General features: G+C 66.4%; 20 protein-coding genes and 1 pseudogene. 9 read left to right on the forward strand and 12 right to left on the reverse strand.

Going from position 1 to position 24,960, the window contains the following annotated elements:
- Genes E3U25_RS05610 through iolD form a run of 3 tightly spaced genes read right to left on the reverse strand, consistent with a single transcriptional unit; the run spans nucleotide 1 to nucleotide 3,575 of the window.
- The gene (locus E3U25_RS05610) at nucleotides 1-813 is read right to left on the reverse strand and encodes an SDR family oxidoreductase (RefSeq protein WP_116220976.1); all 813 of its coding nucleotides are present in this window, start codon (nucleotides 811-813) and stop codon (nucleotides 1-3) included.
- Nucleotides 810-1,703 carry a myo-inosose-2 dehydratase gene (iolE, locus tag E3U25_RS05615; RefSeq protein WP_116220975.1) on the reverse strand — a complete coding sequence of 298 codons (894 nt, stop codon included), beginning with the start codon at nucleotides 1,701-1,703 and terminating at the stop codon, nucleotides 810-812. The genes E3U25_RS05610 and iolE overlap by 4 nt, the downstream gene beginning before the upstream one ends.
- The gene (gene iolD / locus E3U25_RS05620; protein ID WP_116220974.1) at nucleotides 1,704-3,575 is read right to left on the reverse strand and encodes a 3D-(3,5/4)-trihydroxycyclohexane-1,2-dione acylhydrolase (decyclizing); all 1,872 of its coding nucleotides are present in this window, start codon (nucleotides 3,573-3,575) and stop codon (nucleotides 1,704-1,706) included.
- A gap of 115 nt (nucleotides 3,576-3,690) precedes the next feature.
- Here iolD and iolG point away from each other — a divergent pair, with 115 nt between their 5' ends.
- The 7 genes from iolG (at nucleotide 3,691) to E3U25_RS05655 (ending at nucleotide 13,781) form a co-directional block, all read left to right on the forward strand.
- A complete protein-coding gene (gene iolG, locus E3U25_RS05625; RefSeq protein WP_116220973.1) occupies nucleotides 3,691-4,698 on the forward strand; it encodes an inositol 2-dehydrogenase in 1,008 nt (335 codons plus the stop codon).
- Between the two features lie 3 nt (nucleotides 4,699-4,701).
- Nucleotides 4,702-6,132: an NAD-dependent succinate-semialdehyde dehydrogenase gene (locus E3U25_RS05630; RefSeq protein ID WP_116220972.1), complete on the forward strand. Its 1,431-nt coding sequence runs from the start codon at nucleotides 4,702-4,704 to the stop codon at nucleotides 6,130-6,132.
- A 14-nt stretch (nucleotides 6,133-6,146) separates the two neighbouring features.
- A complete protein-coding gene (locus tag E3U25_RS05635; RefSeq protein ID WP_116220971.1) occupies nucleotides 6,147-6,965 on the forward strand; it encodes an HpcH/HpaI aldolase family protein in 819 nt (272 codons plus the stop codon).
- The gene (locus E3U25_RS05640; RefSeq protein WP_116220970.1) at nucleotides 6,965-7,933 is read left to right on the forward strand and encodes a hydroxyacid dehydrogenase; all 969 of its coding nucleotides are present in this window, start codon (nucleotides 6,965-6,967) and stop codon (nucleotides 7,931-7,933) included. The genes E3U25_RS05635 and E3U25_RS05640 overlap by 1 nt, the downstream gene beginning before the upstream one ends.
- A 236-nt stretch (nucleotides 7,934-8,169) precedes the next feature.
- Nucleotides 8,170-9,294 (forward strand): Gfo/Idh/MocA family protein, encoded by a 1,125-nt coding sequence (locus tag E3U25_RS05645; RefSeq protein ID WP_116220969.1) that lies wholly within the window; start codon nucleotides 8,170-8,172, stop codon nucleotides 9,292-9,294.
- A 107-nt stretch (nucleotides 9,295-9,401) separates the two neighbouring features.
- Complete coding sequence (locus tag E3U25_RS05650; protein ID WP_116220968.1) at nucleotides 9,402-12,848, forward strand: pyruvate carboxylase; 3,447 nt, start codon at nucleotides 9,402-9,404, stop codon at nucleotides 12,846-12,848.
- A 60-nt stretch (nucleotides 12,849-12,908) separates the two neighbouring features.
- On the forward strand, nucleotides 12,909-13,781 hold the full coding sequence (locus E3U25_RS05655) for a MurR/RpiR family transcriptional regulator (RefSeq protein WP_036757890.1): 873 nt from the start codon (nucleotides 12,909-12,911) through the stop codon (nucleotides 13,779-13,781).
- Here the strand turns inward: E3U25_RS05655 and E3U25_RS05660 are convergent.
- The 7 genes from E3U25_RS05660 to E3U25_RS05690 form a co-directional block, all read right to left on the reverse strand.
- Complete coding sequence (locus E3U25_RS05660) at nucleotides 13,778-14,539, reverse strand: sulfite exporter TauE/SafE family protein (protein ID WP_166435402.1); 762 nt, start codon at nucleotides 14,537-14,539, stop codon at nucleotides 13,778-13,780. The genes E3U25_RS05655 and E3U25_RS05660 overlap by 4 nt on opposite strands.
- 60 nt (nucleotides 14,540-14,599) lie before the next feature.
- Nucleotides 14,600-15,613 carry an ABC transporter permease gene (locus E3U25_RS05665; RefSeq protein WP_116220966.1) on the reverse strand — a complete coding sequence of 338 codons (1,014 nt, stop codon included), beginning with the start codon at nucleotides 15,611-15,613 and terminating at the stop codon, nucleotides 14,600-14,602.
- A gap of 39 nt (nucleotides 15,614-15,652) precedes the next feature.
- Nucleotides 15,653-17,188 (reverse strand): sugar ABC transporter ATP-binding protein, encoded by a 1,536-nt coding sequence (locus E3U25_RS05670; RefSeq protein WP_116220965.1) that lies wholly within the window; start codon nucleotides 17,186-17,188, stop codon nucleotides 15,653-15,655.
- Between the two features lie 82 nt (nucleotides 17,189-17,270).
- Nucleotides 17,271-18,197, reverse strand: a complete 927-nt coding sequence (locus tag E3U25_RS05675) for a sugar ABC transporter substrate-binding protein (RefSeq protein WP_024845934.1) — start codon at nucleotides 18,195-18,197, stop codon at nucleotides 17,271-17,273.
- Nucleotides 18,198-18,503: 306 nt separating this feature from the next.
- Nucleotides 18,504-19,460, reverse strand: coding sequence for a Gfo/Idh/MocA family protein (locus tag E3U25_RS05680; protein ID WP_116220964.1), 957 nt, complete (start codon nucleotides 19,458-19,460; stop codon nucleotides 18,504-18,506).
- A 33-nt stretch (nucleotides 19,461-19,493) separates the two neighbouring features.
- A complete protein-coding gene (locus tag E3U25_RS05685) occupies nucleotides 19,494-20,432 on the reverse strand; it encodes a sugar ABC transporter substrate-binding protein (protein WP_116220963.1) in 939 nt (312 codons plus the stop codon).
- A 27-nt stretch (nucleotides 20,433-20,459) separates the two neighbouring features.
- Entirely contained in the window at nucleotides 20,460-21,656 is a 1,197-nt protein-coding gene (locus E3U25_RS05690; RefSeq protein ID WP_116220962.1) for a Gfo/Idh/MocA family protein, read from the reverse strand.
- Between the two features lie 123 nt (nucleotides 21,657-21,779).
- Between E3U25_RS05690 and E3U25_RS25020 the strand changes: the two are divergent.
- Nucleotides 21,780-22,118: pseudogene (locus E3U25_RS25020) on the forward strand (substrate-binding domain-containing protein); the annotation flags it as partial.
- A 46-nt stretch (nucleotides 22,119-22,164) separates the two neighbouring features.
- Nucleotides 22,165-22,452 carry a type 1 periplasmic-binding domain-containing protein gene (locus tag E3U25_RS05700; RefSeq protein WP_214273834.1) on the forward strand — a complete coding sequence of 96 codons (288 nt, stop codon included), beginning with the start codon at nucleotides 22,165-22,167 and terminating at the stop codon, nucleotides 22,450-22,452.
- 70 nt (nucleotides 22,453-22,522) lie between these two features.
- Here the strand turns inward: E3U25_RS05700 and E3U25_RS05705 are convergent, their stop codons facing one another.
- Together E3U25_RS05705 and E3U25_RS05710 are read right to left on the reverse strand one after the other, a co-directional pair.
- Nucleotides 22,523-24,007, reverse strand: a complete 1,485-nt coding sequence (locus tag E3U25_RS05705; protein WP_244294926.1) for a TonB-dependent siderophore receptor — start codon at nucleotides 24,005-24,007, stop codon at nucleotides 22,523-22,525.
- A gap of 288 nt (nucleotides 24,008-24,295) precedes the next feature.
- Entirely contained in the window at nucleotides 24,296-24,868 is a 573-nt protein-coding gene (locus E3U25_RS05710) for a TonB-dependent receptor domain-containing protein (RefSeq protein ID WP_166435401.1), read from the reverse strand.
- Nucleotides 24,869-24,960 lie beyond the last annotated feature (92 nt).

A 24,960-nucleotide genomic window follows, 5' to 3' on the forward strand; every position in this document is an offset into this window, starting at 1 on the left:
TCATGCCTCCAGTTTGGCCGCCGGGACCGGCGCGTCCTCATAGCCGCCATGGACGGACTGGTCGAAGGGGATCACCGCCCCGGTCATCATGCCGCTGTCGTCGGACGCCATCCACAGGACGGCGCGCGCGACTTCCTTCGGGGCGAGGATGCGGCCAAAGGGTTTCTGCGCCGCCGCCCGGTCGATGAAATCGGGATCGCCCGTCTCCGACAGCACCAGCGCGCGTTCGTGGTCCGAGTTCATCCAGCCGATGTCCAGCTGGTTGACGTGGATGCGATGGCGCATCAGCGCAAAGCCGGCATGGCGGGTCAGCGTCGCCAAGGCCCCCTTGGAACCCGCATAGGGTGCGAGAAAGGGTTGCCCGACAAGCGCGGACATCGAACCGATATTGACGATCCGACCCTCGATCCCCTCACGGGTCATCACCTTGGCCGCGTCCTGCATCAGGAAGAACGGCGCGCGGGTGTTGACCGCGAACATGCGGTCGAAGAGTTCGGGCGTGGTGTTCAGCAGGTTGCCGCGGTCGGTCAGGCCGGCGGCGTTGACCAGAATGTCCACACGGCCGAAGCGTCGGTCGGCGGCGGGGATGATGGCCTGCACGTCCTCGATCCTGCCCAGGTCGGCGGCGACCATCTCGACCGGAACGCCGGTGGCCGCCGTGATTTCGGTCGCGACCGCCTGCCCTTTCTCGACGCCTCGGCCGACGATCACGATGCCCGCCGCACCCGCTTCGGCAAAGAGCCGCGCTATGGCCGCGCCAAGCCCCTGCGTGCCGCCGGTGACGACGGCGACCTTTCCATCGATGCGGTTCATTTCACCACCTCATAGCCTGCCGCCGCCATCACGCGCAGCAGTTCCTTGTGCCCCTTTTTCGCCATCTCCAGCGGGGGATTGGCGACGGGATCCTGCTCGGCCTCGACCACGAACCAGCCCTCGTAGCCCTTGGCCGCCAATGCCTTGACGATGGCCTCGAAATCCAGCGAGCCATCGCCCGGAACGGTGAAGGCGCCCTTGATGACGGCATCGAGGAAGCTTTCGCGCGTCCGGTCCAGCCCGTCCACGACCGCGCGGCGGATGTCCTTGGTATGGACATGGGTGATGCGGGCATGGTGGTTCTCGATCACCCGCATTACGTCGCCGCCGGCAAAGGCCATGTGGCCCGCATCGAACAGCAGGGGCACCGAGGAATGCTTCATCAGCAGGTCGAGCTCTGCCTCGGTCTCGACCGCAGCCGCCATGTGGTGGTGGTAGGAAATCGGCATCCCCTGCCCCGCGCACCAATCAGCGAAATCGCTGATCTTGCGACCATAGGCGGCCATCTCGGCCTCGGTCAGCTTCGGCTTGGTAGCCAGCGGCGCGGAACGCACACCCTGGATGGAGCGTGCGGTTTCGCCATAGACGATGCAGGGCGCGCCGGCGGCGATGAAGAACGCCATCTGCTGCGCGATGCGGTCCTTTTCCACCTCGATATCGCCGTCCAGCAGCAGGCCCGAGAACCAGCCGCCGCAGACCGAGATGCCGAAACGGTCGAGGATCGGCCCCAGTTCGGCCATGTCCATCGGAAAGCGCCGGCCGGTCTCCATCCCGGTAAAGCCGGCCTCGGACGCCTGCCGCAGGCATTCCTCCAGGCTGACGTCATCGGACAGTTCGGCCAGGTCGTCGTTCCACCACGCGATCGGCGCGATGCCAAGTTTCGCTTTCATTTACACACCCAGGCGCTGCGCTTCGCGGATCTTTTCCTGCGCCGCACGGGCGGCGCGGACGGTTTCGAAATTCGAGATCTCGGGCACGCCGACGTCCCAATCCGCATCCCCCGGCACCCATTTCCAGGCATCCGAGACGATCAAGACCACCGTCACCCCGTCATGGGCCAGCGCATCCTGCATCGCGCCCTCCAGATCGGCCAGGCTTTCGGCCTTGACGGCGCGGGCGCCCATCGCCTCGGCATGTTTCACGAAATCGACATGCAGCGGGTTGTCGCGGTTCTGGATCCGGCAATCCGCCAGCAGGTTGTTGAAGCCCGGCACGCCCTTGGCCTGCTGCAGCCGGTTGATGACCGCGAAGCCGCCGTTGTCGCAGACCACCACGACCATCTTGTGCCCGGTCAGCGCCGCCGAATAGATGTCCGAGTTCATCATCATGTAGGTGCCATCGCCCAGCATGACGATGGGTGTGCCGCCGGTCGCGCCCGGCCCCTCCTGCGCCATGGCGCAGCCCCAGCCGGCCGCGATCTCGTAGCCCATGCAGGAAAAGCCGAATTCGCAGTCGAAGGTGTTCGGGTTCTTGACCCGCCAGCCCTTGGTCACTTCGCCCGGCGTGCCGCCCGCCGCGGCGATCAGCGTGTCGTTCGGCCCGGCGACCTTGTTCAGCACGCCGACAACCTGCGCATAGGACGGCACCAGCTCGTTGGTCGGCGCCTGATGCTCGTCCAGCAGCTTGTTCCATTCGGCGAACAGGGTCTTGGCGCGCTTCATCAGCCCGGCATCGGCCGCGTAATCGCCAAGCGCCGCGTCCAGCTCGCCGATGGTTTCCAGCGCATCGCCGACCACCGCCAGCGACCGATGCTTGACGGCATCGAAGCGCGCCGCGTTGACCGAGATGAACCGCGCATCCTCGGCAAAGGCCGTCCAGGAGCCGGTGGTGAAATCCTGCAGCCGGGTGCCGATGGCCAGGATCACGTCGGCCTCTTTCGCCAGCGCATTGGCCGAGGTCGAGCCGACGATGCCGATGGGCCCGGCATGGACCGGATGGTCATGGGTCAGCGCTCCCTTGCCGGCGATGGTCTCGACCACCGGGATGCCGCGCTTGGCGGCGAAATCCGCCAAGGCGTCCTCGGCCAGCGAATAGCGCACGCCGCCGCCCGAGATGATCAGCGGCTTCCTGGCCGTTTTCAGCAGTTCGGCCGCCGCCGCGACCGCGTCGCGGTCGGGACGCGGGCGCGGGATCGACCAGACGCGCGGTTCAAAGAAAACCTCGGGGTAATCATAGGCCAGTTCCTGCGTGTCCTGCGCCAGCCCGATGAAGGCCGGGCCGCAATCGGCGGGATCCAGCATGGTCGCCACCGCCTGCGGCAGCGACTGGATCAGCTGTTCGGGCAGCGTGATGCGGTCCCAGTAGCGCACGACCGATTTGAAGGCATCGTTCGCGGTGATGGTCGGGTCGCCGAAATGCTCGACCTGCTGCAGCACAGGATCGGGCAGGCGATTCGCGAAGGTGTCGCCGGCGATCAGCAGCACCGGCAGCCGGTTCGCCATGGCGACACCTGCCGCCGTCACCATGTTTAGCGCCCCCGGCCCGATCGAGGTCGCGGCGACCATCACCTGGCGGCGACGCTTGGCCTTGGCGAAGCCGATGGCGGCCAGCGCCATGGACTGTTCGTTCTGGCCGCGCCAGGTCGGCAGCTGGTCCTGGACCTGCTCCAGCGCCTCGGAAAGGCAGGTCACGTTGCCATGGCCGAAGATGCCGAAGACGCCCGCGAACAGCGGGACACGCGCGCCCTCGATCTCGGTGAACTGGTTGCAAAGGTAACGAACAAGGGCCTGGGCCATGGTCAGGCGCACGGTCTTGCGTGGCATCTCGCCTCCTCCTGCGGATGGTGTTTTCTGGACGATACGGAATGATGATTGACAATGCAATAGTTCTGCAATGATTATTGCGGGAAGAGTTCGAAAGGCATTTCGGGAGGAACCCATGACAGGAATCGCCGTCCTCGGCACCGGCCGCATCGGCCGCATGCATGCCGAAAACATCGCCACCCATCCGCGCGCCCGGCTGGCAGGCGTCTATGACATCCATGCCCCCGCAGCCGCCGAAGTCGCAGCCCAACTGGGCGTGCCGCAATTCGATTCGGTCGAGGCGGCGCTGGCCTCGGCCGAGGTGGATGCGGTGCTGATCGCCAGTTCAACCGCCACCCATGCCGATCTGATCGAGCAGTCGGTCGCGGCGGGCAAGGCGATCCTGTGCGAAAAGCCCATCGACCTGTCGCTGGGCCGGGTAAATGCCTGCGCAACGAAAATTGCCGGCACCAGCCTGCCGATCATGCTGGGCTTCGTGCGCCGCTTCGACAGTGGCCATGCCGGGGTCCGGCACGCCATCGAATCGGGCCGGATCGGCGAGTTGCACCAGGTCACGATCACCTCGCGCGATCCGGGCATGGCGCCCGACGCCTATATCGCGGCCTCGGGCGGCATCTTCCGCGACATGACCATCCATGATTTCGACATGGCCCGCTTCATCCTGGGCGAGGAAGTGACCGAGGTCAGCGCCACCGGCTCGCGCCTGGTCGACCCGGCCCTGATGCAACGCTGCGACGATTACGACACCGTCACCGTTGTCCTGAAGACCGAATCGGGCAAGCAGGCAATCATCACCAACTCGCGCCGTGCCGTCTATGGCTACGACCAGCGCGTCGAGGCCTTCGGCAGCGCCGGCATGGCGATTTCGGAAAACCGGACGCTGGATCAGGTGCGGCTCTATGGCGCGGAATTCACCGACCGGGCCGCACCGCTGAAGAATTTCTTCATCGACCGTTACGCCGATGCCTTCGCGGCCGAGATCGGCGCCTTCGTCGATGCCATCGAACAAGGCAAGCCGGTGCCGGTCGGGTTCGAGGACGGCAGGCAGGCGCTGCTGCTGGCCGAGGCCGCGATCCGTTCCGCCGCCGAGGGCCGCACGGTCGCAACCAGGGAAATCGCATAAGCCATGTATTCGCAATTCGGACTGTTCATCGACGGTCGCTGGACCCCCGGCACCGTCAGCGGAGAGGTCATGTCTCCGGTCACGGAAAAACCGCTGGGTCGGGTGACCCTTGCCACCGCCGAGGACACGCAGGCGGCACTGGATGCTGCCGCACGCGCCCTGCCCAAGCTGCGCGAGATGGGTGGCTTCGGCCGCGCGGGAGCCCTGCACAAGGCCGCGGACGAGATGATCCGCCGCGCGGATGAGGCCGCGCGGATGATCTCGGCCGAGACCGGCAAGCCCATCGCGCAGGCCGGCCGGGAATGGACCCTTGCCTGCGACCAGTTCCGCTGGTTCGCCGAGGAGGCGCGCCGCATCTATGGCCGCATCGTCGACAGCCGCGTCCCCGGCGGTCGTTTCGAGGTGACGCGCGAGCCGGTGGGCGTCGTCGGGGCCTTTACCGCCTGGAACTTCCCCGCCGCCCTGCCCGCTCGCAAGCTGGCCCCGGCGCTGGCCGCCGGCTGCCCGGTGGTGCTGCGCCCGTCCTCGCAGACGCCGGGCGTGGCGATGGTGATGGTGGATTGCCTGCGTGCGGCGGGACTGCCCGACGGCGCGGTGAACCTTGTCACCGGCTCGACCGCCGATACCTACGCGCCGATCATGGCGGACAGCCGGGTGCGCAAGGTCAGCCTGACCGGCTCGACCCGCGTCGGCCAGCAGATGATCCGAGACGCCGCCGATACGGTGAAGAAGGTCTCGATGGAGCTTGGCGGCAACGCGCCGCTGATCATCCATGACGACGCCGATCTGGAAGCCGCGCTGGACCTGACCGTGCCGACCAAGTTCGCCAATTGCGGGCAGGTCTGCGTGACCCCGGACCGGATCTTCGTCCATGACAGCCTGCACGACGCCTTCGTCGAGGGCTTCGTTTCGCGCACGGCGCAGATCAAGCTGGGCGACGGGCTGGACCCCGAAACCGGCATGGGTCCGCTGATCAATGGCGGACGGCTGGCTGAGATTGAATCCATCGTCGCCGACGCCCTTCGCAACGGCGCGACGCTTGCCCATGGCGGCAAGCGCCCGGCGCATCTGAACAGCGGCTTCTTCTTCGAGCCAACCGTGCTGACCGATGTCGGCGACGACATGAAAGTCTTTGCCGAGGAGAACTTCGGCCCCATCGCCGCCATCACCCGCTTCTCGACCGAGGACGAGGTGATCGCCCGCGCCAACGCGTCGGACATGGGCCTGTCCGCCTACGCCTTCACCCGCTCGCCCGACCGGGCGCGGCGCATGGCGGCGGGGCTGAAGGCCGGCATGGTCGGCATCAACAGCTTTGCGCTGGCCGCATCCGAGGCGCCCTTCGGCGGCACCAACCATTCCGGCATGGGCCGCGAAGGCGGCATCGAGGGAATCGAGGACTACCTCGACACCAAGCTGGCGCAGATCGTGTTCTGAGGGGAGGAAACGCGATGTTCACCAACAAGCTGAAACAACACTGGGCCGAGGGCCGCCCCGCGATCAACGGCTGGCTGTCCATCGGCAACCCGCTGACTGCCGAGATCATGGCGGCGCAGGGCTATGACAGCATCACCATCGACGCCCAGCACGGCGCGCTGGACTACAGTGCCGTGCTGCCCATGCTGCAGGCGATGCGGGCATCCGGCGTGACGCCGATGGTCCGCGTGCCCTGGCGCGAGCCGGGCGCGATCATGAAGGCGCTGGACGCCGGCGCGCAGGGCATCATCTGCCCGATGGTCAACTCGGCCCAGGAGGCGGCGGAATTCGTCAGCTACATGCGCTATCCGCCGCATGGCCAGCGCAGCTTCGGCCCGACCCGCGCCACCTTCGCCTATGGCGGCTATGGCGTGGCGGCGAACGAGCAGGTGCTCGCGCTGGCGATGGTCGAAACGCAGCAGGGCATGGACAACCTGGACGCCATCGCGGCGACCCCCGGTCTCGACGGCATCTATGTCGGCCCCGCGGACCTGACGCTGGGCACCCAGGAAGGCCGCCTGCCCCCCGGCTTCGACCGCGAAGAGCCCGAGATGATCGCGCTGCTTCAACGCATCAAGGACGCCTGCAAGGCGAACGGCATCCGTGCCTGCCTGCATTGCGGCACGCCGGAATATGCCGCGAAAGCCATCGGCTGGGGGTTCGACCTGACCACGGTCGGCGGCGACACCCGCCTGCTGGCCGGCGCGGCCAGCGCCTCGGTCGCGACCTGGCGCGACCTGACCGGCTCCGACCCCGCCTCCGCCCCCGCCTCCGCCACGAAAGGAGCCTATTGATGCCGCATCTTCTTGTTGCCGGAAAGCTGCATCCCGCGGGAGAGGCGCTGCTGCGCGAACTCCCCGCCCGCGGCATCACCGTGGATTATGTCGAGGAAATCTCGGAACCCTCCTACGCGCCGCTGATCCACAAGGCCGATGCGCTTGTGATCCGCACCCAGCCGCTGTCCGCCGCCACCGTGGCGCTGGCCGACAGGCTGAAGGTCGTCTCGCGCCACGGCGTCGGCTACGATGCCGTCGATCTCGCCGCGCTGAACGAACGCGGCATCGCCCTGACCATCGTCGGCGACGTGAATTCGATCTCGGTCGCCGAACATGCAATGATGCAATTGCTGGCCGGGGCCAAGCGCGTGCTGCTGGCCGACCGCGCGGTGCGCGAGCCCGGCCAATGGGGCTGGCGCAACCGGCTGGAACAGCAGGAAATCTCGGGCAAGAACCTGCTGATCATCGGCTATGGCCGCACCGGGCAGCGCCTTGCGCGCATGGCCGCCGGGTTCGAGATGACGGTCCGCGCCCACGACCCCTATCTCTCGCGCAAGGGCTGGCCCGAAGGTCCGGTGGCAGAGATCGCCGACCTGGACGAGGGGCTGGCCTGGGCCGATTGCATCTCGATCCATGTGCCCAGGGCCGACAAGCCGGTGCTGGGGGCAAGGGAGATCGCGCTGATGAAGCCGGGTGTCGTCCTTGCCAATACGGCGCGCGGCGGCGTGGTGGACGAGGCGGCGCTGGCCGAGGCGCTGGCCTCGGGCCAGGTCGGCGCTGCCGGGGTCGATGTCTTCGACGACGAGCCGCCCTGCGGTTCGCCCTTGTTCGGCCAGCCGACCGCGGTGCTGTCGCCCCATATCGCCGGGCTGACCGCCGAATGCGGCGAACGCATGGCCATCGCCTCGATCCAGAACGCGATCGACTATCTGGACGGCACGCTCGACCGCGGCCTCATCGTCAATGCGGCTTTCGCCCATGCTTGAGACGATGCACCGCCGACTTGCGGCTTTCGGAGCCGTCGTCGGGCAGGCGACGGTTCTCCGCTACGGCGGTGCCGCATTCATATCGGACCTGCCACGGCGCCTGGAGCAGGATCTTCCAGCACCGCCGCGCAATGGCCCCCGGCCGCACGGCCATGCCGAAACCCCGTCAATCAGCCGTCTCGTCCGCCATCTGGATGGCGGCTGAGTGCAACGTCATTTCAAACCGGATCCTGTCCATGTCTGACAAACCCGTCCTGCGTATCGGCCTGATCGGCACCGGCTTCATGGGCAAGGCCCATGTCTTCGGCTTTGCGAGCGCGCAGAAGGTCTTCGACCTGCCCTATCGGCCGGAACTGCATACGGTCGCCGACGTCACCGAGGACGCCGCCGCCCGTGCCGCCGCCGATTTCGGCTTTGCCCATGCCACCGCCGACTGGCGCAGCATGGTCGAAAACCCCCAGATCGACGTGATCGACATCACCGCGCCGAATGCGCTGCACAAGGAAATGGCCCTGGCCGCCATTTCCGCCGGCAAGCACGTCTATTGCGAAAAACCGCTGGCGCCGATGGCCTCGGATGCGCGCCAGATGGCGGATGCGGCGGCGGCCAAAGGCGTCAAGACCCAGGTCGGCTTCAACTATCTCTGCAACCCGATGCTGCGGCTTGCGCGCGAGATGATCGCGGCGGGCGAACTGGGCGATATCCGCGGCTATCGCGGGCTGCATGCCGAGGATTACATGGCCGATGCCGACGGCCCCTGGACCTTCCGCCACGATCCGGCGGGTGGCGGCGCGCTGGCCGATATCGGCAGCCATGCGCTGGCCACGGCCGAATTCCTGCTGGGTCCGATCACCCAGGTGATGGGCGATTGCATCACGATCATCGGCCAGCGCCCCGACGGCCAGGGCGGCATGCGTGCCGTGACCGTAGACGATGTCGGCCGCGCCTTCCTGCGCTTCGCGAATGGCGCGCAAGGCTCGGTCGAGGGCAACTGGATCGCCACCGGCCGCAAGATGCAGCATGATTTCGAGGTCTACGGCACCAAGGGCGCGCTGGCCTTCAGCCAGGAACGCTTCAACGAGCTGCATTTCTACTCGACCGCCGACGCACCCGGCCGGCGCGGCTTCCGCCGCATCGAGGCGAGCCCCGACCACCCGCCCTATGGCCGCTTCTGCGTCGCCCCCGGCCATCAGATCGGCTTCAACGACCTGAAGGCCATCGAGATCGAGGGCTATCTGCGCGCCATCGCCGGCGAGATCCCCGAGCCTTTCGGCTTCGCGGCCGGTCTGCGTATCCAGCGGCTGGTCGAGACGATCCAGCGCTCCTCCGCAACGCGGCAGTGGATGGCCGTCACGGCCTGAGAATCCGCTGCCGCCTCCCTCCCGCGGCATCGGCTGGGGCGCTCCTCGCCCCTTCCCCCCAGGTGCCCGGCTGCGCGCCGGGCACCCACCTTTCGAAAGGGCTCCGCATGTTCCGAAAGATTCTTATAGCGAACCGTGGTGAGATAGCGATCCGCGTGATGCGGGCTGCGAACGAGCTGGGCAAGAAGACGGTCGCGGTCTATGCCGAGGAAGACAAGCTGAGCCTGCACCGCTTCAAGGCGGACGAGGCCTACCGCATCGGCGGCGGGCTGGGGCCGGTGGCGGCCTATCTCAGCATCGCCGAGATCATCCGCGTCGCCAGGGAATCCGGCGCCGATGCCATCCATCCGGGCTATGGGCTGCTCAGCGAGAACCCCGATTTCGTCGATGCCTGCACCGCGGCGGGGATCGCCTTCATCGGGCCTTCCTCGGACACCATGCGCGCGCTCGGCGACAAGGCCAGCGCCCGGCGCGTGGCCATCGCGGCCGGGGTGCCGGTGATCCCGGCGACCGCAGTGCTGGGCGAGGATTTCGACGCGATCAGGCGCGAGGCGGCCGGGATCGGCTATCCCCTGATGCTGAAAGCCTCCTGGGGCGGCGGCGGGCGCGGCATGCGCCCGATCATGACCCCCGAGGAGCTGCCCGAGAAGGTGCGCGAGGGACGGCGCGAGGCCGAGGCCGCCTTCGGCAACGGCGAGGGCTACCTGGAAAAGATGATCCTGCGCGCCCGCCATGTCGAGGTGCAGCTCCTGGGCGACAGCCATGGCGGGCTCTACCATCTCTATGAGCGCGACTGCACCGTGCAGCGCCGCAACCAGAAGGTGGTGGAACGCGCCCCGGCGCCCTACCTGACCGAGGCACAGCGCCAGGAAGTCTGCGGCCTGGCGCTGAAGATCGGCCGCGCCGTCGGCTACCAGAACGCCGGCACCGTCGAGTTCCTGATGGATATGGACAGCCAGGCCTTCTACTTCATCGAGGTGAACCCGCGGGTCCAGGTCGAGCATACCGTGACCGAGGAGGTCACCGGCATCGACATCGTGCAGTCCCAGATCCTGGTCGCCGAGGGCGCGACGCTGGCGCAGGCCACCGGCGTCGCCCGGCAGGAGGACGTGCACCTGAACGGCCACGCCCTGCAATGCCGGGTCACGACCGAGGATCCGCTGAACAGCTTCATCCCCGACTACGGCCGCATCACCGCCTATCGCTCGGCCACCGGCAACGGCATTCGCCTGGACGGCGGCACCGCCTATTCCGGCGGCGTCATCACCCGCTATTACGACAGCCTGCTGGTCAAGGTCACGGCCCATGCCCAGACCCCGGAAAAGGCCATCGCGCGCATGGACCGGGCCCTGCGCGAGTTCCGGGTGCGCGGCGTGGCGACGAACATCGAATTCGTCATCAACCTCTTGAAGCACCCGACCTTCCTCGACGACACCTATACCACCAAGTTCATCGACACCACGCCGGACCTGTTCGCGTTCCGCAAGCGCCGCGACCGGGCGACGAAGCTCTTGGTCTACCTGGCCGACATCACCGTGAACGGCCATCCCGAGACCGCCGGCCGCCCCCGCCCGCCGGCCGAGGCCCGCATCCCGGTGCCGCCCCGGCCCCAGGCCGATCCGGCGGCCGAGCCCGCCCCCGGCACCCGCCAGCTGCTGGAGCAAAAGGGCGCCAAGGCCGTCGCCGACTGGATGCTGGACCAGAAGCGCCTGCTGATCACCGACACCTCGATGCGCGACGGGCACCAGTCGCTGCTGGCGACGCGCATGCGCTCGATCGACATGATCCGGGTGGCGCCCAGCTATGCCGCGAACCTGCCCGGCCTGTTCTCGGTCGAATGCTGGGGCGGCGCCACCTTCGACGTCGCCTATCGCTTTCTGCAGGAATGCCCCTGGCAGCGGCTGCGCGACATCCGCGCCCGCATGCCCAACCTGATGACGCAGATGCTGCTGCGGGCCAGCAACGGCGTCGGCTACACCAACTATCCCGACAACGTGGTGCAAAGCTTCGTCGCCCAGGCGGCCAGGACCGGGGTCGACGTGTTCCGGGTCTTCGACAGCCTGAACTGGACCCCGAACATGCGCGTCGCCATGGATGCGGTGATCGAAAGCGGCAAGATCTGCGAGGGCACGATCTGCTATACCGGCGACCTGCTCGATCCCGCGCGCGCGAAATACGACCTGCAATATTACCTCAGGATGGCGCGCGAGCTCAGCGATGCCGGCGCGCATATCCTTGGCCTCAAGGACATGGCCGGGCTCTTGAAGCCCGCCTCGGCCGCCATCCTGGTCCGCGCGCTGAAGCAAGAGATCGGCCTGCCGGTGCATTTCCACACCCATGACACCGGCGGGCTCAGCGGCGCCTCGATCCTGGCCGCGGCCGAGGCCGGGGTGGATGCGGTGGATTGCGCCATGGATGCGCTCTCGGGCAATACCTCGCAGCCCTGCCTGGGCTCGGTGGTCGAGGCGCTGCGCCACACCGACCGCGACACCGGGCTGGACATCGAGGCGATCCGCCGGATCTCGAACTACTGGGAGGCGGTGCGCGAGCATTACGCCGCCTTCGAGAGCGGCTTGCAGGCCCCGGCCTCGGAGGTCTGGCTGCACGAGATGCCCGGCGGCCAGTTCACCAATCTCAAGGCGCAGGCGCGCTCGCTCGGGCTCGAGGAGCGCTGGCACGAGGTCGCCCAGGCCTATGCCGAGGTGAACCGGATGTTCGGCGACATCGTCAAGGTCACGCCCAGCTCCAAGGTGGTGGGCGACATGGCGCTGGTGATGGTGGCGCAGGGGCTGAGCCGCGCGCAGGTCGAGGACCCGGCGGTCGAGGTCGCCTTCCCCGATTCGGTCGTGGACATGATGCGCGGCAACCTGGGCCAGCCCCCCGGCGGCTGGCCCGAGGCCTTGCAAGGGAAGGTGCTGAAGGGCGAGGCACCGCTGACCGCCCGCCCCGGCGCGGCGATGCCGCCGGTCGACATCGCGGCCGCCCGCGCCGAGCTGGTCCGCCAGCTGGAAGGCAAGGCGGTCGACGACGAGGACCTGAACGGCTACCTGATGTATCCCAAGGTGTTTTTGGACTACATGGGCCGGCACCGGCAATACGGCCCGGTCCGGGTTCTGCCGACTCGGGCCTTCTTCTACGGCATGGAGCCGGGCGAGGAGATCGAGGCCGAGATCGACCCCGGCAAGACGCTGGAGATCCGGCTGCAGACCGTGGGCGAGACCGACGAGAAGGGCGAGGTCAAGGTCTTCTTCGAGCTGAACGGCCAGCCGCGGGTGATCCGGGTTCCGAACCGGCTGGTGAAGGCGCAGACCGCCGCCCGTCCCAAGGCCGATCCGGGCAACGAGGGCCATCTCGGCGCCCCCATGCCCGGCGTCGTCGCCTCGGTCGCCGTCGCCCAGGGGCAGAAGGTCAACCCCGGCGACCTGCTGCTGACCATCGAGGCGATGAAGATGGAAACCGCCATCCACGCCGACAGAGCCGGCCTGATCAAGACCCTCCACGTCAGGCCAGGTGAACAGATCGACGCAAAAGACCTCATGATAGAGATGGAATAGGAAGAAAGAGGGCTTGGCACCCTGCAATAATTATTGCAGACTTGGCGGCAGAGGAACGCCATGCCAACAAGCCACCCGCCGCAGGATTACGAAGAGCTGATCCGCATCATCCATGATCGCCACGATCAGATGAGCAAGACCTATCAGCGCATCGCCGTCTATCTGACCCAGAACCCCAACGAGGTCGCCGTCCATTCGGTGAATGCCATCGCCGAGCGGTGCGGCATTCACGCCTCGAGCTTCGTGCGCTTCGCGCAATCCCTGGGCTACAAGGGCTTCAAGGAATTGCAGGCGCTGTTCCAGAAGCGCCTGGCCACCGCCGCTCCGGGTTTCGAGGCCCGCGTCAAGGCGCTGGAAACCGAGCTGAAGGGCGCGGGCGACCCGACCGAAATCGGCTTCCTGCGCGACCTGGTGGTGCGCGACATCGCCTCGCTTCAGCAATTGCTGGACGAGGTGAATCCCGAGGACCTGGCGCTGGCGGCCGACCTGCTGGACCGTGCAGACATCATCTACCTGATCGGCCAGCTGCGCTCGTCGCCGGTGGTGGAGCTTCTGCGCTATGTGCTGACCATGCTGGGCAAGCGCTGCGTGCTCTTGGACCCCGGTGGCGGGCTGGCCACGCATATCGGCCGCACCATTCGCAAGACCGACGTTCTGCTGGCGGTCTCGTTCCGCTTTTATGCCAACGAGGTGGTGAACGTGGTCGAGGAAGCGGGCCAGAAGGGGATCGACATCATCGCCATCTCGGACAGCACGCTGTCGCCCCTGGCGCGGTGGGCGCGGGTGCTGTTCCCGGTGCCCGAGCACGATTACACCTTCTCGCGCTCGCTGGCCGCGCCGATGTGCCTGGCGCAGGCGCTGGTGGTGGCCGTCGCTGCCCGCGTGCAGCACAATGACGAGGATCCGCGCATCCCGACCGTGACCGGGACCTAGAGCCCGGCCAGCCCGTCCCAGACCAGCTTGACCCCGACCAGCGCCACCGAGGCATAGGTGAAGGGATAGAAGATGCTGGCGCGCATGTGGCGAACCACCCAGCCCCCGAGCCAGGTCGCCCCTATCGCCAGCGGCAGCATGGCTGCGGCGCGGGCCAGGTTATCGGAACCGAACTCCCCCAGCGCGGCATAGGGGACCAGCTTCAGCGCATTGGTCACGGCAAAGAACATCACCGTGGTGCCGGTGAAGAGCTTCGGATCCAGCCGCAGCGGCATCATGTAGATCTGAAGGGGTGGCGCTCCGGCATGGGCGACGAAGCTGGCATAGCCGGCCAGCCCGCCCCAGAAGCGGGCGGCAGCCGGACGCGCGCCGGCAAGCGCGGTGCCCTGCCCCGTTCCGACAAGCGCACGTGCCACGAAGGCCAGCGAAACCAGTCCCACGACCAGGCGAACCGCCGAGTCCGAGACCAGTTCGGCGCTGGCCCAGCCGATCCCGATGCCTGCGACCGCTCCGGGCATGATCCGACGCATGATCTGCCAATCGACCCAAGCCCGCCAGCTTGCCACGCTGACCACATCCATCACCACCAGCACCGGCAGCAGGATCGCCGCTGCCGTGACCGGGGGCATGACCAGGGCCATGAGCGGCACGCCGAGCAGGCTCATGCCGCCAAGGCCGCCCTTGGAAAGACCGACCAGGACGACGGCCAGCGCGGTCACGGCCAGTTCGGTCGGCGATGCGAAGATGGTCCAATGCATGGCGGTATCCATGAAAAAGGCCCGGAGCGAGATGCTCCGGGCCCAAAGCCTGGGGGAAGGTCAGGCTTTCTTGCTGCGGGCGTTCTGACGGAAGGTATCGGCCACGACGGCGGCGACGATGATCACGCCCTTGACGATTTCCTGGTAGAAGGCATCGACCCGCAGGAAGGTGAAGCCCGACATCATCAGCCCCAGGATCAGCGTGCCGATCACCGTGCCGAAGATCCGCCCGCGCCCGCCGCTGAGCGAGGTGCCCCCGATCACGGCCGCGGCGATGGCGTCAAGCTCATACATCATGCCCATGCCGGCCTGCGCGGTCTCGGCGCGGGCGGCGGTGACGATGCCGGCCAGCCCCGCCAGCAGCCCGGCGATGGCATAGACCTTGATCAGGTGGCGCTGCACGTTGATGCCCGAGACGCGCGCCGCCTGCGGGTTGGCGCCGATGGCATAGGTGAACTTGCCATAGCGCGTATAGCGCAGGGCGATATGGAAGATCAGCGCCACCGCCAGGAAGATGAAGACCGGCCAGGCGCCCGATCCGATCGCGGCGAAGCTGTCGGTGGGGAAGCTGATCGGCTGGCCCTTGGTATACCATTTGGCGATGCCGCGCGCCGTCACCATCATGCCCAGCGTGGCGATGAAGGGCGGAATCCCGGTCAGCGCGATCAGCGCGCCGTTGATCATGCCTGCGATCAGCCCAAGCCCAAGCCCGACGGCCAGCGGCACGATGACCGGCAGGTCCGTCAGCGCCGGATACATGGCCCGCGCGTAATCGCCCGACTGCGCCACGCTCATGGTGATCATCGCCGTCATGGCGACGACCGAGCCGGACGACAGGTCGATGCCGCCGGTGATGATGACCTGCGTGACGCCGATGGCGATGATGCCCACGACCGAAACCTGCAGGATCATGATCGTCAGGCGACGGGTGTTCATCAGGAAGCTCTGGCCCTGGAAGATCCAGCCCAGGATCTCGAAGACCAGCGCGACGGCGACCAGCACCAGCAGGATGTTCAGCTCCTGCGGCAGCCCTCGGCGCTGTCGCTTGACGGGTTCGATCTGCACATTGTCCATGATAATGTTCCTCCTCGGGCGCCGGGCGCCGCGCGGGCCTCAGCGGGCCGCCAGTTCCATGATTTTCACCTGGGTCGCCTCGGCCCGGTCCAGGATGCCGGTCATATGGCCCTCGTGCATGACCATGATCCGGTCGGACATGCCCAGAACCTCGGGCAATTCGGACGAGATCATGATGACCGCGACCCCCTGCTGCGCCAGGCCCGAGATCAGCCGGTGGATTTCCGCCTTGGCACCCACGTCGATGCCGCGGGTCGGCTCGTCCAGGATCAGGATCTGCGGCTTGGTCAGCAGCCAGCGCGCGATCAGGACCTTCTGCTGGTTGCCGCCCGACAGGTTCTCGATCCGCTCATCGAGGTTCGGGGTCTTGATCCGCAGCTTGTCCTTCATCCCGAGGCAGAGATTGGTCATCCCCCGCTCGTCGACGCAGCCCAGCTTGACATGGCCTTCATGCAAGGCTGCGATCTGCATGTTCTCGAGGATCGTCAGCGGCAGGAAGCAGCCCGTCGCCTTGCGGTCCTCGGTCAGCAGCGCCATTCCCTCGCGCATGGCGTCGGCGGGCGATGCGATGGGGACATCGCGGCCGGCGATGCGGATCCTGCCCTCGACGGCCGGCGTCACGCCGAACAGCGCCTCTGCCACGTTCGAGCGGCCCGAGCCCACCAGGCCGGCCAGCCCGAGGATCTCGCCGCGGCGCAGATCGAAGGTGATGCCGTGGAAGGTGCCCGGCAGCGAGAGGTTCTCGACCGACAGGATCACCTCGCCGATTTCAGCCTCTTCCTTGGGGAACATCTCGGTGATCTCGCGGCCGACCATCATGCGGATGATGTCGTCGCGGGTCACGTCGATGCTGGCATGGGTGCCGACATACTTGCCGTCGCGGAAAACCGAGAACTCATCGGCGATCTCGAACAGCTCGTTCATCTTGTGGGTGATGTAGACGATGGCCACGCCGCGCGCCTTCAGGTCGCGGATGATCTCGAACAGGTGGTCGACCTCGGTTTCGGTGATCGCCGAGGTCGGTTCGTCCATGATCAGCACCTGGGAACGATGGCTGACCGCCTTGGCGATCTCGACCATCTGCCGCTGCGCGACGGTGAGCGTGCTGATCTGCGCGGTCGGATCGATCTTGAGCCGAAGCTGCGCGAACAATTCCTGGGTCATCTCGGTCATCTTGCGGTGGTCGATCAGGCCGAGCGCATTTTTCGGCTCGCGCCGGATCCAGATGTTTTCGGCGACCGTCATCCAGTCCATCAGCGCCAGTTCCTGATGGATCATCGCGATGCCCTGTTCCAGCGCATCGAGCGGGCTGGCCAGAACGACCTCCTCGCCGCGCAGGCGGATGGTGCCGCGGTCGGGCGTATAGATGCCGGCGATGATCTTCATCAGCGTGGACTTGCCTGCGCCGTTCTCGCCCATCAGCGCGTGAACCGAGCCCGGCCGCAGCCGGAACTGCACGTCATCCAGCGCCACCACGCCGGGAAACTCCTTCCGAATACCCTCGATTTCAAGGATATAGGGCAGGCTCTTTTCCTTGTAGCGTTCGATCGCCTCCAGTGTGGTCTTCGAAACCATCTTCCCCCCGAAAGACTGTCAGGGGACGCGGCCCCCGGATTGAGGTCCGGGCATCCGGTCCGCGACCGAATGCCCGCCCGGATCAGTTCTGGGTCTTGTATTCCGCGACGTTCTCGGGCGTGACCAGCTCGAAGGGAACGGCCACGCGCGGCTCGAACGCCTCGCCGCGGGCGATCTTCAGGACGGTGTCCAGCGCACCCTCGCCCTGCCCCTTGGCGGATTGATAGACCGTGACGTCCAGATCCCCCGCCTCCAGCGCCGCCAGCGCGTCCTGCGTGGCATCGACGCCGCCGACGATCACATCGTCCATCGAGATCCCCGATGCCTTGAGCGCCTGAACCGCACCAAGCGCCATCTCGTCATTGTTCGAGAACACGGCGTCGGGCTGCATCCCCGAGGTCAGCCAGTTGGTCATCAGGTCCAGCGCCGGGGTTCGCATCCAGTTCGCGGATTGCGAGTCGAGTACGTTGATGCCCTTGCATTCATCCGACTGCAGCACGCGTTCGACCGCCGCGGTGCGCCCGCGCTGCCCGGTGGTGCCAAGCTGGCCCATCAGGATGACGGCATCACCCTCGCCGCCCATCAGCTTGCACATCTCGGTCGCCTGCAACTCGCCCGCCTGCTCTTCGTCCGAGCCGACCCAGGCCTGCTTTTCCGGGAACTCGTCCATGTTGGCCGGCAGCATGTTGACGAAGACCAGCGGCACGCCCGCCCGGTCGGCGATGCGCGACATGGCCTGGCCGGAATCGGCGTCGACCAGCATCACGATGATGCCGTCCACGCCCGAGGCGACGAAATTCTCGATCTGGGACTGCTGGCGGGCGATGTCGCCCTGGGCATCCTCCATCTGCACGGTGACGCCCAGATCGCCGGCGTGGCGCTGGATGTTCTGACGCAGCACGGTCAGGTAGTTGTCGTCGAAGAGCGACATCGCAACGCCGATGGTCTCGGCCTGAACCGTGCCTGCCATCAGCGCACAGAATGCGGTGGCCGTCGCGAGTTTCTTGATCATGTGGGTCTTTCCTCCTCCTGTTACCTCCGTCCGATCTTCTCGCGTCGGACGAAGCCAAAACCTCGATGCGACAAGGCAATATCAAGCCGTTGGCGGAACCGCTGTTCCGCCGCATCCCTTCCGACTTGATGACGACCTCCCGCCATGTCCGAGAACCGTGAGCGATGCGTGTCCCGTATCTTGCCCCCGGCCTCCGCGAGGCAGGGATTCCCTGCCTCGACATTGACCATAGCCCCTCTGCAACGCGATTGCAATAAAAATTGCAGATACTGAATACGGCAACAAACGCTCTCTTGCGCATGTTTACATGCGAGGCGCCAGCGGCCCCCCGCCTGCTGGCAGATGCTCGACCAACTGCTGGCAATAACCGGTCGCCAGAAGACCGTCGCGGGCCGTCGCCATGTTCTTGCAGGTCCGGCCGGAACGGCATGCCCGCACCCAGGCCTGATCCTGCAAGCGATAGCTGTCGGCAAAGCGCCCGATCCAGTCGGGCGAATATCCGGCCTGCATCGCACCCCCGCGCCGCAATCGCACCTGCGCCGGTTCGGCCATGGCCACCGTCCCCTCGCGGCCGACGATCTCGGCATGGACGTGGTAGCCATAGGCGGCGTTCATGAACATCTCGACCGAGACGACCGCCCCGCGATCCGTGTGCAATTCGGCCAGCAGCATGTCGCCGGCATCGCCAACCTGCGTCAGGCTTGCCGAGGTGTATTCGGTGTCCAGCAACCAGCGGCAGATGTTGATCTCATGCACCATGGCATTGGTAACGATCATCGAGCCGTCGAACCAACGCGGCGCCTCGCGATTGCGATGCAGGCAATGTATCAGCAAGGGCGCGCCGATCCGGCCCGCGTCCAAGGCGGCTTTCATTTCGCGATAGGCGGGATCGAAGCGGCGCATGAAGCCGACGCTGACCAGGTTGCGGCCCGCATCGGCCTCGACGATCTCGCGGCATTGCGCGACCGTCGAGGCCAGAGGCTTTTCGCAGAGCACGGGTTTGCCCAGGCGTATCGCCGCCATGACCAGGTCATGGTGGGCGGTATCCGGGGCGGCGACCAGAACCGCCTCGACCGCATCGCTTTCGATCAGCGGCAGTCCTTCGGCAAAGACCTGCGCGCCATATGCAGATGCGCCAGCCCGGCCCGGATCGGGGTCGGAAACCGCAACCAGCCGCGCCCCCGAAATCTCCTCGGCGAAAAGGCGGGCATGAAACCCGCCCATGACACCGGCGCCGATCACGCCAACGGCCAGGCTCATCTGCAATCCCTCCGCATGGCGAGATGGCCGGTTTCAGCGCGCCAGATAGTCATCGACATTCTCGGGAGTCACGAGTTCGAACGGGATATAGACGGCGCGCTCTGCCAGTTCCTCACCCCGCGCCATGGCGGCGGCGACCTCCAGCCCCTTGCGTCCCTGCCCCGCCGCGTCCTGGAATACGGTCAGGTCGATGTCGCCAGCCTTCAGCGCCATCAGCGCGTCCGGCGTCGCGTCGATGCCGGCCACGACGACATCCTCGGGGTCGACCATAGCGGCCTTCAGCGCCTGCGCAGCACCGATGGCCATTTCGTCGTTGTTGGCAAAGATCACATCCGGCGTCAGCCCGGCGGTCAGCCAATTCGAGACCAGATCCGACGCCTTGCTGCGCGACCAGTCTGCGACCTGCATGTCCTCGATCTTCACGAAATCGCAGCCGGGCGTCTTGACGAAGTCCTGCACCGTCTCGGTCCGCACGCGGCCGGCCTGGATGAACAGGTCGCCCGCCAGGATGACGCCGTTTGCCGCGCCGTTACCGATCTTTTCCTTGACGAGGCGGCAAGCCTCGGTCGCCTGGATCGTGCCTGCATCGACCTCGCGCGAGCCGACGAAGGCTTCCAGCGGCCCGAGGCTCTCTACATTCGGCGGCTCGCGATTGATATTGACGATGGGAATGCCGGCATCGTTCGCCATCTTGTCCATCTGGGTGATCGCATCGGAATCCACCGCGACCACGATGATCGCATCGACCCCGGACGAGATGAAGTTCTGGATCTGGCTCAACTGCCGGGGCACGTCGTTTTGCGCATCCTCGAATTGCAAGGTAACGCCCTCGGCGTGGCCCGCTTCTTCGATGCCCTGACGCAGGATGGTCAGGAAATTGTTGTCGAATTGCGCCATCGCGACGCCGATTTCCTGCGCCTGCGCACCGAATGCGGTGATCGCGAAAGCGGTGGTGATCATCAGTCGTTTCATGTGGTTCCTCCTGCTTGTGTTCTTCCGTCAGGCGTCGAAGGCGCAGGATACCCACGCCCCGCCTTCGGCATTCGAGCGGATCGCGGCCTGGATGAAGGCAACGCCCGCAGCGCCCTCCTCCAGCCCCGGATAGGCCAGCAGCCCGTCCGGCAGATCGCACCCTTCGCGACGGGCCTCGATGGCGATGGCGAATTCCTCGTAGAGATTGCCCCAGGCGTCCGAGAGCGCTTCGGGATGGCCGCGCGGCATGTGGACGAAGCGCGCGGCATCCGACAGCATCCCTGCGCCATGCCCGCGCGAAATGCGGATATGCGGTGCATTGAAGGGGCGGTGCTGCAGGTATTCCGGGTTCTCCTGATCCCATTCCAGCGTGCCCTCGGTCCCCGAGATGCGGATGCGCAGCCCGCAACTGGCCCCCGCCGCCGCCTGCGAGACCAGCAGGGTGCCGGGCACGCCGCCCTGGAAGCGGCAGGTCATGAAGGCGGTATCCTCCAGCGGCTGATCGGCCCCCAGCCGGTGAAACTCGGCCCGCAGATCGGTCATGCGCAGGCCGGATACGAACTCGGCCAGATGATGGGCGTGGGTGCCGATGTCCGCCGTAGTCGCGGCACCCCCCACCTTGGCGGGATCCTGCCGCCAGGGCGTGCCGGACCAGGCGGCATCGGCGGGCAGCAGCGCCATTTCCTGGAAATACTCGGCATGGATCTGCGTGACCCTGCCGATGGCACCTTCCTGCACCATCTGCCGGGCCTGCCGCACCATCGCATGGGCCGCGAAGGAATAGGTCACGCCGAAGATCAACCCGGTTTCGCGCTGCCTGCCGATCAGCGCGCGCGCCTCGTCCAGCGTATTGACCAGCGGCTTGTCGCAGATCACGTCGATACCCGCATCCATGAACGCCATGGCAACCGCGAAATGCAGATGGTTCGGGACGGTGATCGCCACCGCGTCGATACCGTCCGGCCGCGCCGCCTCGGCCCGTGCCATCTCGCGCCAGTCAGTATAGCTTCGATCTGGATCGAGCCCCCAGTCGCGGCCCGATGCCAGCGCGACCTCGGGGCGCGAGGACAGCGCCCCGGCGACGATCTGCCAGCGATCCGACAGCCGCGCACCCCGCGCATGGACCTGCCCGATGAACGCACCCGCGCCGCCGCCCACGACCCCAAGGCGCAGCTTCCGGCCCATGGCGGGGAAGGCCCCCGCAAGGTTGGCATTCTTTGACATCGACTTCCTCCTCGAGGTGATTCCCTGCCCTCTGCGGCAATAGAAAGCGCGGATCGACCTTGATCGCAACAATTATTGCAATATTTCATGGATCGGCGTTTCTGTTGCGGTGGAGGATTTCACATGCAGCCGAACCCGCTTCGGCTGGATGGAATTGCACATGCCTATGGCCCGAACAGGGTGCTGAAAGGCATCAACCTGACGCTCGGCGCGGACGAAGGCGTCGAAGACCTTTATGTCGGTGGCAACAACCCGCAATCCGGCGTGGTTGCCGCCGAATATCTCAAGTCGAAACTCGCTGACGGCGGCAAGATCGTGGTGATGCGCGGCATCCCGACCGCCATCGACACTATCCGCATCGAAGCCTTCCAGAAGACGCTGGAGAGTTCGGGGATCGAGATCCTCGACATGCAATATGCCAACTGGAACCCCGACAAGGCCTTCGAGGTCATGCGGGACTACCTGACCCGCTTCCCCAAGATTGACGGCGTCTGGGCCGGCGACGACGATGCAGCACTCGGGGGCCCGTGCAGCGATAGAACAGGCCGGGCGCGAGGAGGGTATGGTGCTGCTGGGCGGTTCGGGCATGAACCGGGTGATCAAGATGATCATGGACGGCGACAAGCTGATCGACGCCAATATCTTCTATCCGCCGACCCTGATCGCCCCGGCCATCGAGATCACCGCGATGCGCTATGCCACGCAGTCGCCGATCCGCGGCCGCCATGTCCTGGACAGCCCGCTGATCACCAAAGCCAATGCCGAGGGGTTCTATTTCCCCGACAGCCCCTGTTGAGCGCAATGGGCGGGCGCGAACGCACCCGCCCCGGGTCTTGCCCGACGCCGGCCAGGCCCAGCAGCCTTGCTCAGAACCGGCAATCCAGGCTCAGCGTGGCATTGCGCGGGGCGCCGTAATTGCCGGTCGCATAGGTCTCGTCGATCGAGGCGAGGTATTTGCGGTCGAAGAGGTTGTCGATGTTCAGGCTGGCGCTCATGCCGTTCTGGAAGTCATAGCGCCCCATCAGTCCGACGACCGCATAGGAGCCCTGCCGCGCGGTGCCGGTGACGGGCCAGACCCAGGTATTCTCGATGGCGCTTTGCCAGCGCAGGCTGACGCCCAGGGTCAGGGGCATCGTCTCGAAGGCATAGACCCCCGACAGCTTGATCGAATGGCGGGGCGTGACGGTCGAGATGCGCAGCCCGTCGCCGTCCTTGGCGGTCGTATAGGCATAGCTGGCGGCCAGCTGGATATTCGGCCGGACCTCGCCCGCCAGTTCCATCTCGAAGCCCTTGCTGCGGGTGCCGTCGATGGACTTGTAGGGGTTCGAGCCGTCAGGCAGCTGATAGGTCACGCTGCGGTCGCGGACCGGCAGGTTGTCCTGCTCCAGCAGATAGATCGCCGCCGCGAAGTTCAACCGGTCGTCCGCGAAGCTGGCCTTGGTGCCCAGCTCGTAGTTCGAGCCGGTGGTCGGCTCCACGATCCGGTTGTCCTTGTCGCGATAGCTGGCCTGCTTGAAGACCCGCGTATAGCTGGCATAGACCGACCAGTCCTCGTTCAGGTCATAGGTCAGCCCGGCATAGGGGATCCATTCGCCGTTGCGGCTGATCTGCTGATGCGTAGTCGTGCCGCTGCTGCGGCTGTCGGTGGTATAGTAGTAGTCGTACCAGACCACGCGCGCGCCGGCGATCAGGTTCAGCCGGTCGGTCAGGCCGAAGCGGCCCGAGCCATAGGCCGCGACCTGGTCGATCTTGGTATTGCTGACATAACTGACATAGCCGGCCTGCTGGACCAGGTTCGGCACATGCCCGTCCCAGTCGAAGATCGAGCCGGTGATCGGCTGATAGTCGATATCGGTCCCGTCGAAGGCCGAATAGGCCTTGTGATTGTCCTTGCCCCAGCTGCCGGTGATGCCGAAGCGCAGGTCATGGCTGCGGCCCCACAGCTCGACCGGGCCCGAGGCGGTCAGCGACAGCGCGGCCTGGTCGGTATCGGTATCGGCATAGCCGCCCACGGTCTGCACGCCATAGCCCTGCGGATCGGGCGAGCCCCAGCTGGCCGAGGCCAGATAGCCCTCGCGCTCGGCCCTGTAGAAGGACAACTCGCCCACCGCCTGCCAGCCGGTGCCGAAGTCTTGGGCATAGCGCAGGAACAGGGTCTGCGTGGTCTGGGTCAGCAGCAGGTTGCCGCCGCCGGCATTCGTGCTGGTATCGTAATCCAGCTGCGAGCCGTCATCGGCGATCAGGGGCAGGCCGCCGAACTGGTGGTTGCGGGTGCGGTTGCGCTGGAAGTCGTAACCGGCGCTCAGCGTGCCGGCATCGCCGACGTCGGCCTCGACCACGCCGTAAAGCACGGTCTTGCGCCGCTCATAGCGGTCCAGCCAGAAATCGCCCTGCTCATGACCGATCAGCCGCCATTACCAAGCCAACAGCCACGCCCTGCAAAGCCAGATCCGCAGACAGGGGCGCTTGCGGGTTCCCATGCGTCCGCTCGGCCGGACCCGGAAACGATCCCGGCCACCATGGTCCGGGCCGGGCTGTCGCCCCAGGCCTTCTGTTCGGGGCCGCAAGGAACGACGGTTCGGAAAAGCCTGGCGGAGGCGGCCGGCAAGGGCCGCATCCGCCGCCGGCCGGATCAGGGGTCAGAAGGTGATCTTCCCCGTCAGCAGCACATGGCGCGGCTCGCCGACGAAATTCCCGCCCGAGAAACTGTCCACCACCTCGCAATAGCGCCGGTCGAAGACGCTGTTCACGTTCAGCTGGATGTCGAAATTCTCGTTCAGGCGATAGCCCGCGACCCGATCGACCAGCCCCAGGCCGCCCTGCCGGACCGGGGTCTCGGCCAGGCGCGGGTCATAGACGGCGCTGGATTCCGAGGTGATCTCGCTTTGCAGCCGGAACGCGCCGCCCAGGCGCCACCTGTCGCCCGGCAGATGATACATGGTGGCGATCTTCAGCAGGTGCTTGGGCAGGAAGGTGTTGTAGGGGCTGCCCGCCACGCCATCGACGGTGGCGCTGATGATCTCGGCCTCGTTCCAGGTATGGCCCGGCATCAGGTTCCAGCGCGGCAGCACCTCGCCCGAGATCTCGAAGTCCAGGCCCTTGCTTTCCACCTCGCCCACGGCGCGATAGCAGTCGTAAAGCCCCGGCATGCAATCCTCGACCGGCAGCGGCGTCGGCCGGTTCTTGCGATCCCCTGGCAAGGCGGATGTCATGGCCAGCCGCTCCGGGCAAGGGCGCCGCGGCCATGGGTCGCCCTGCCCGGCCGGCATATTGACAACGGCCGCCCTGCTGGCGCTATGGGGCA

Origin of the sequence: Paracoccus versutus (assembly GCF_029909795.1) — a bacterium.
In the GTDB taxonomy this organism is placed as follows: Bacteria; Pseudomonadota; Alphaproteobacteria; order Rhodobacterales; family Rhodobacteraceae; genus Paracoccus; species Paracoccus versutus.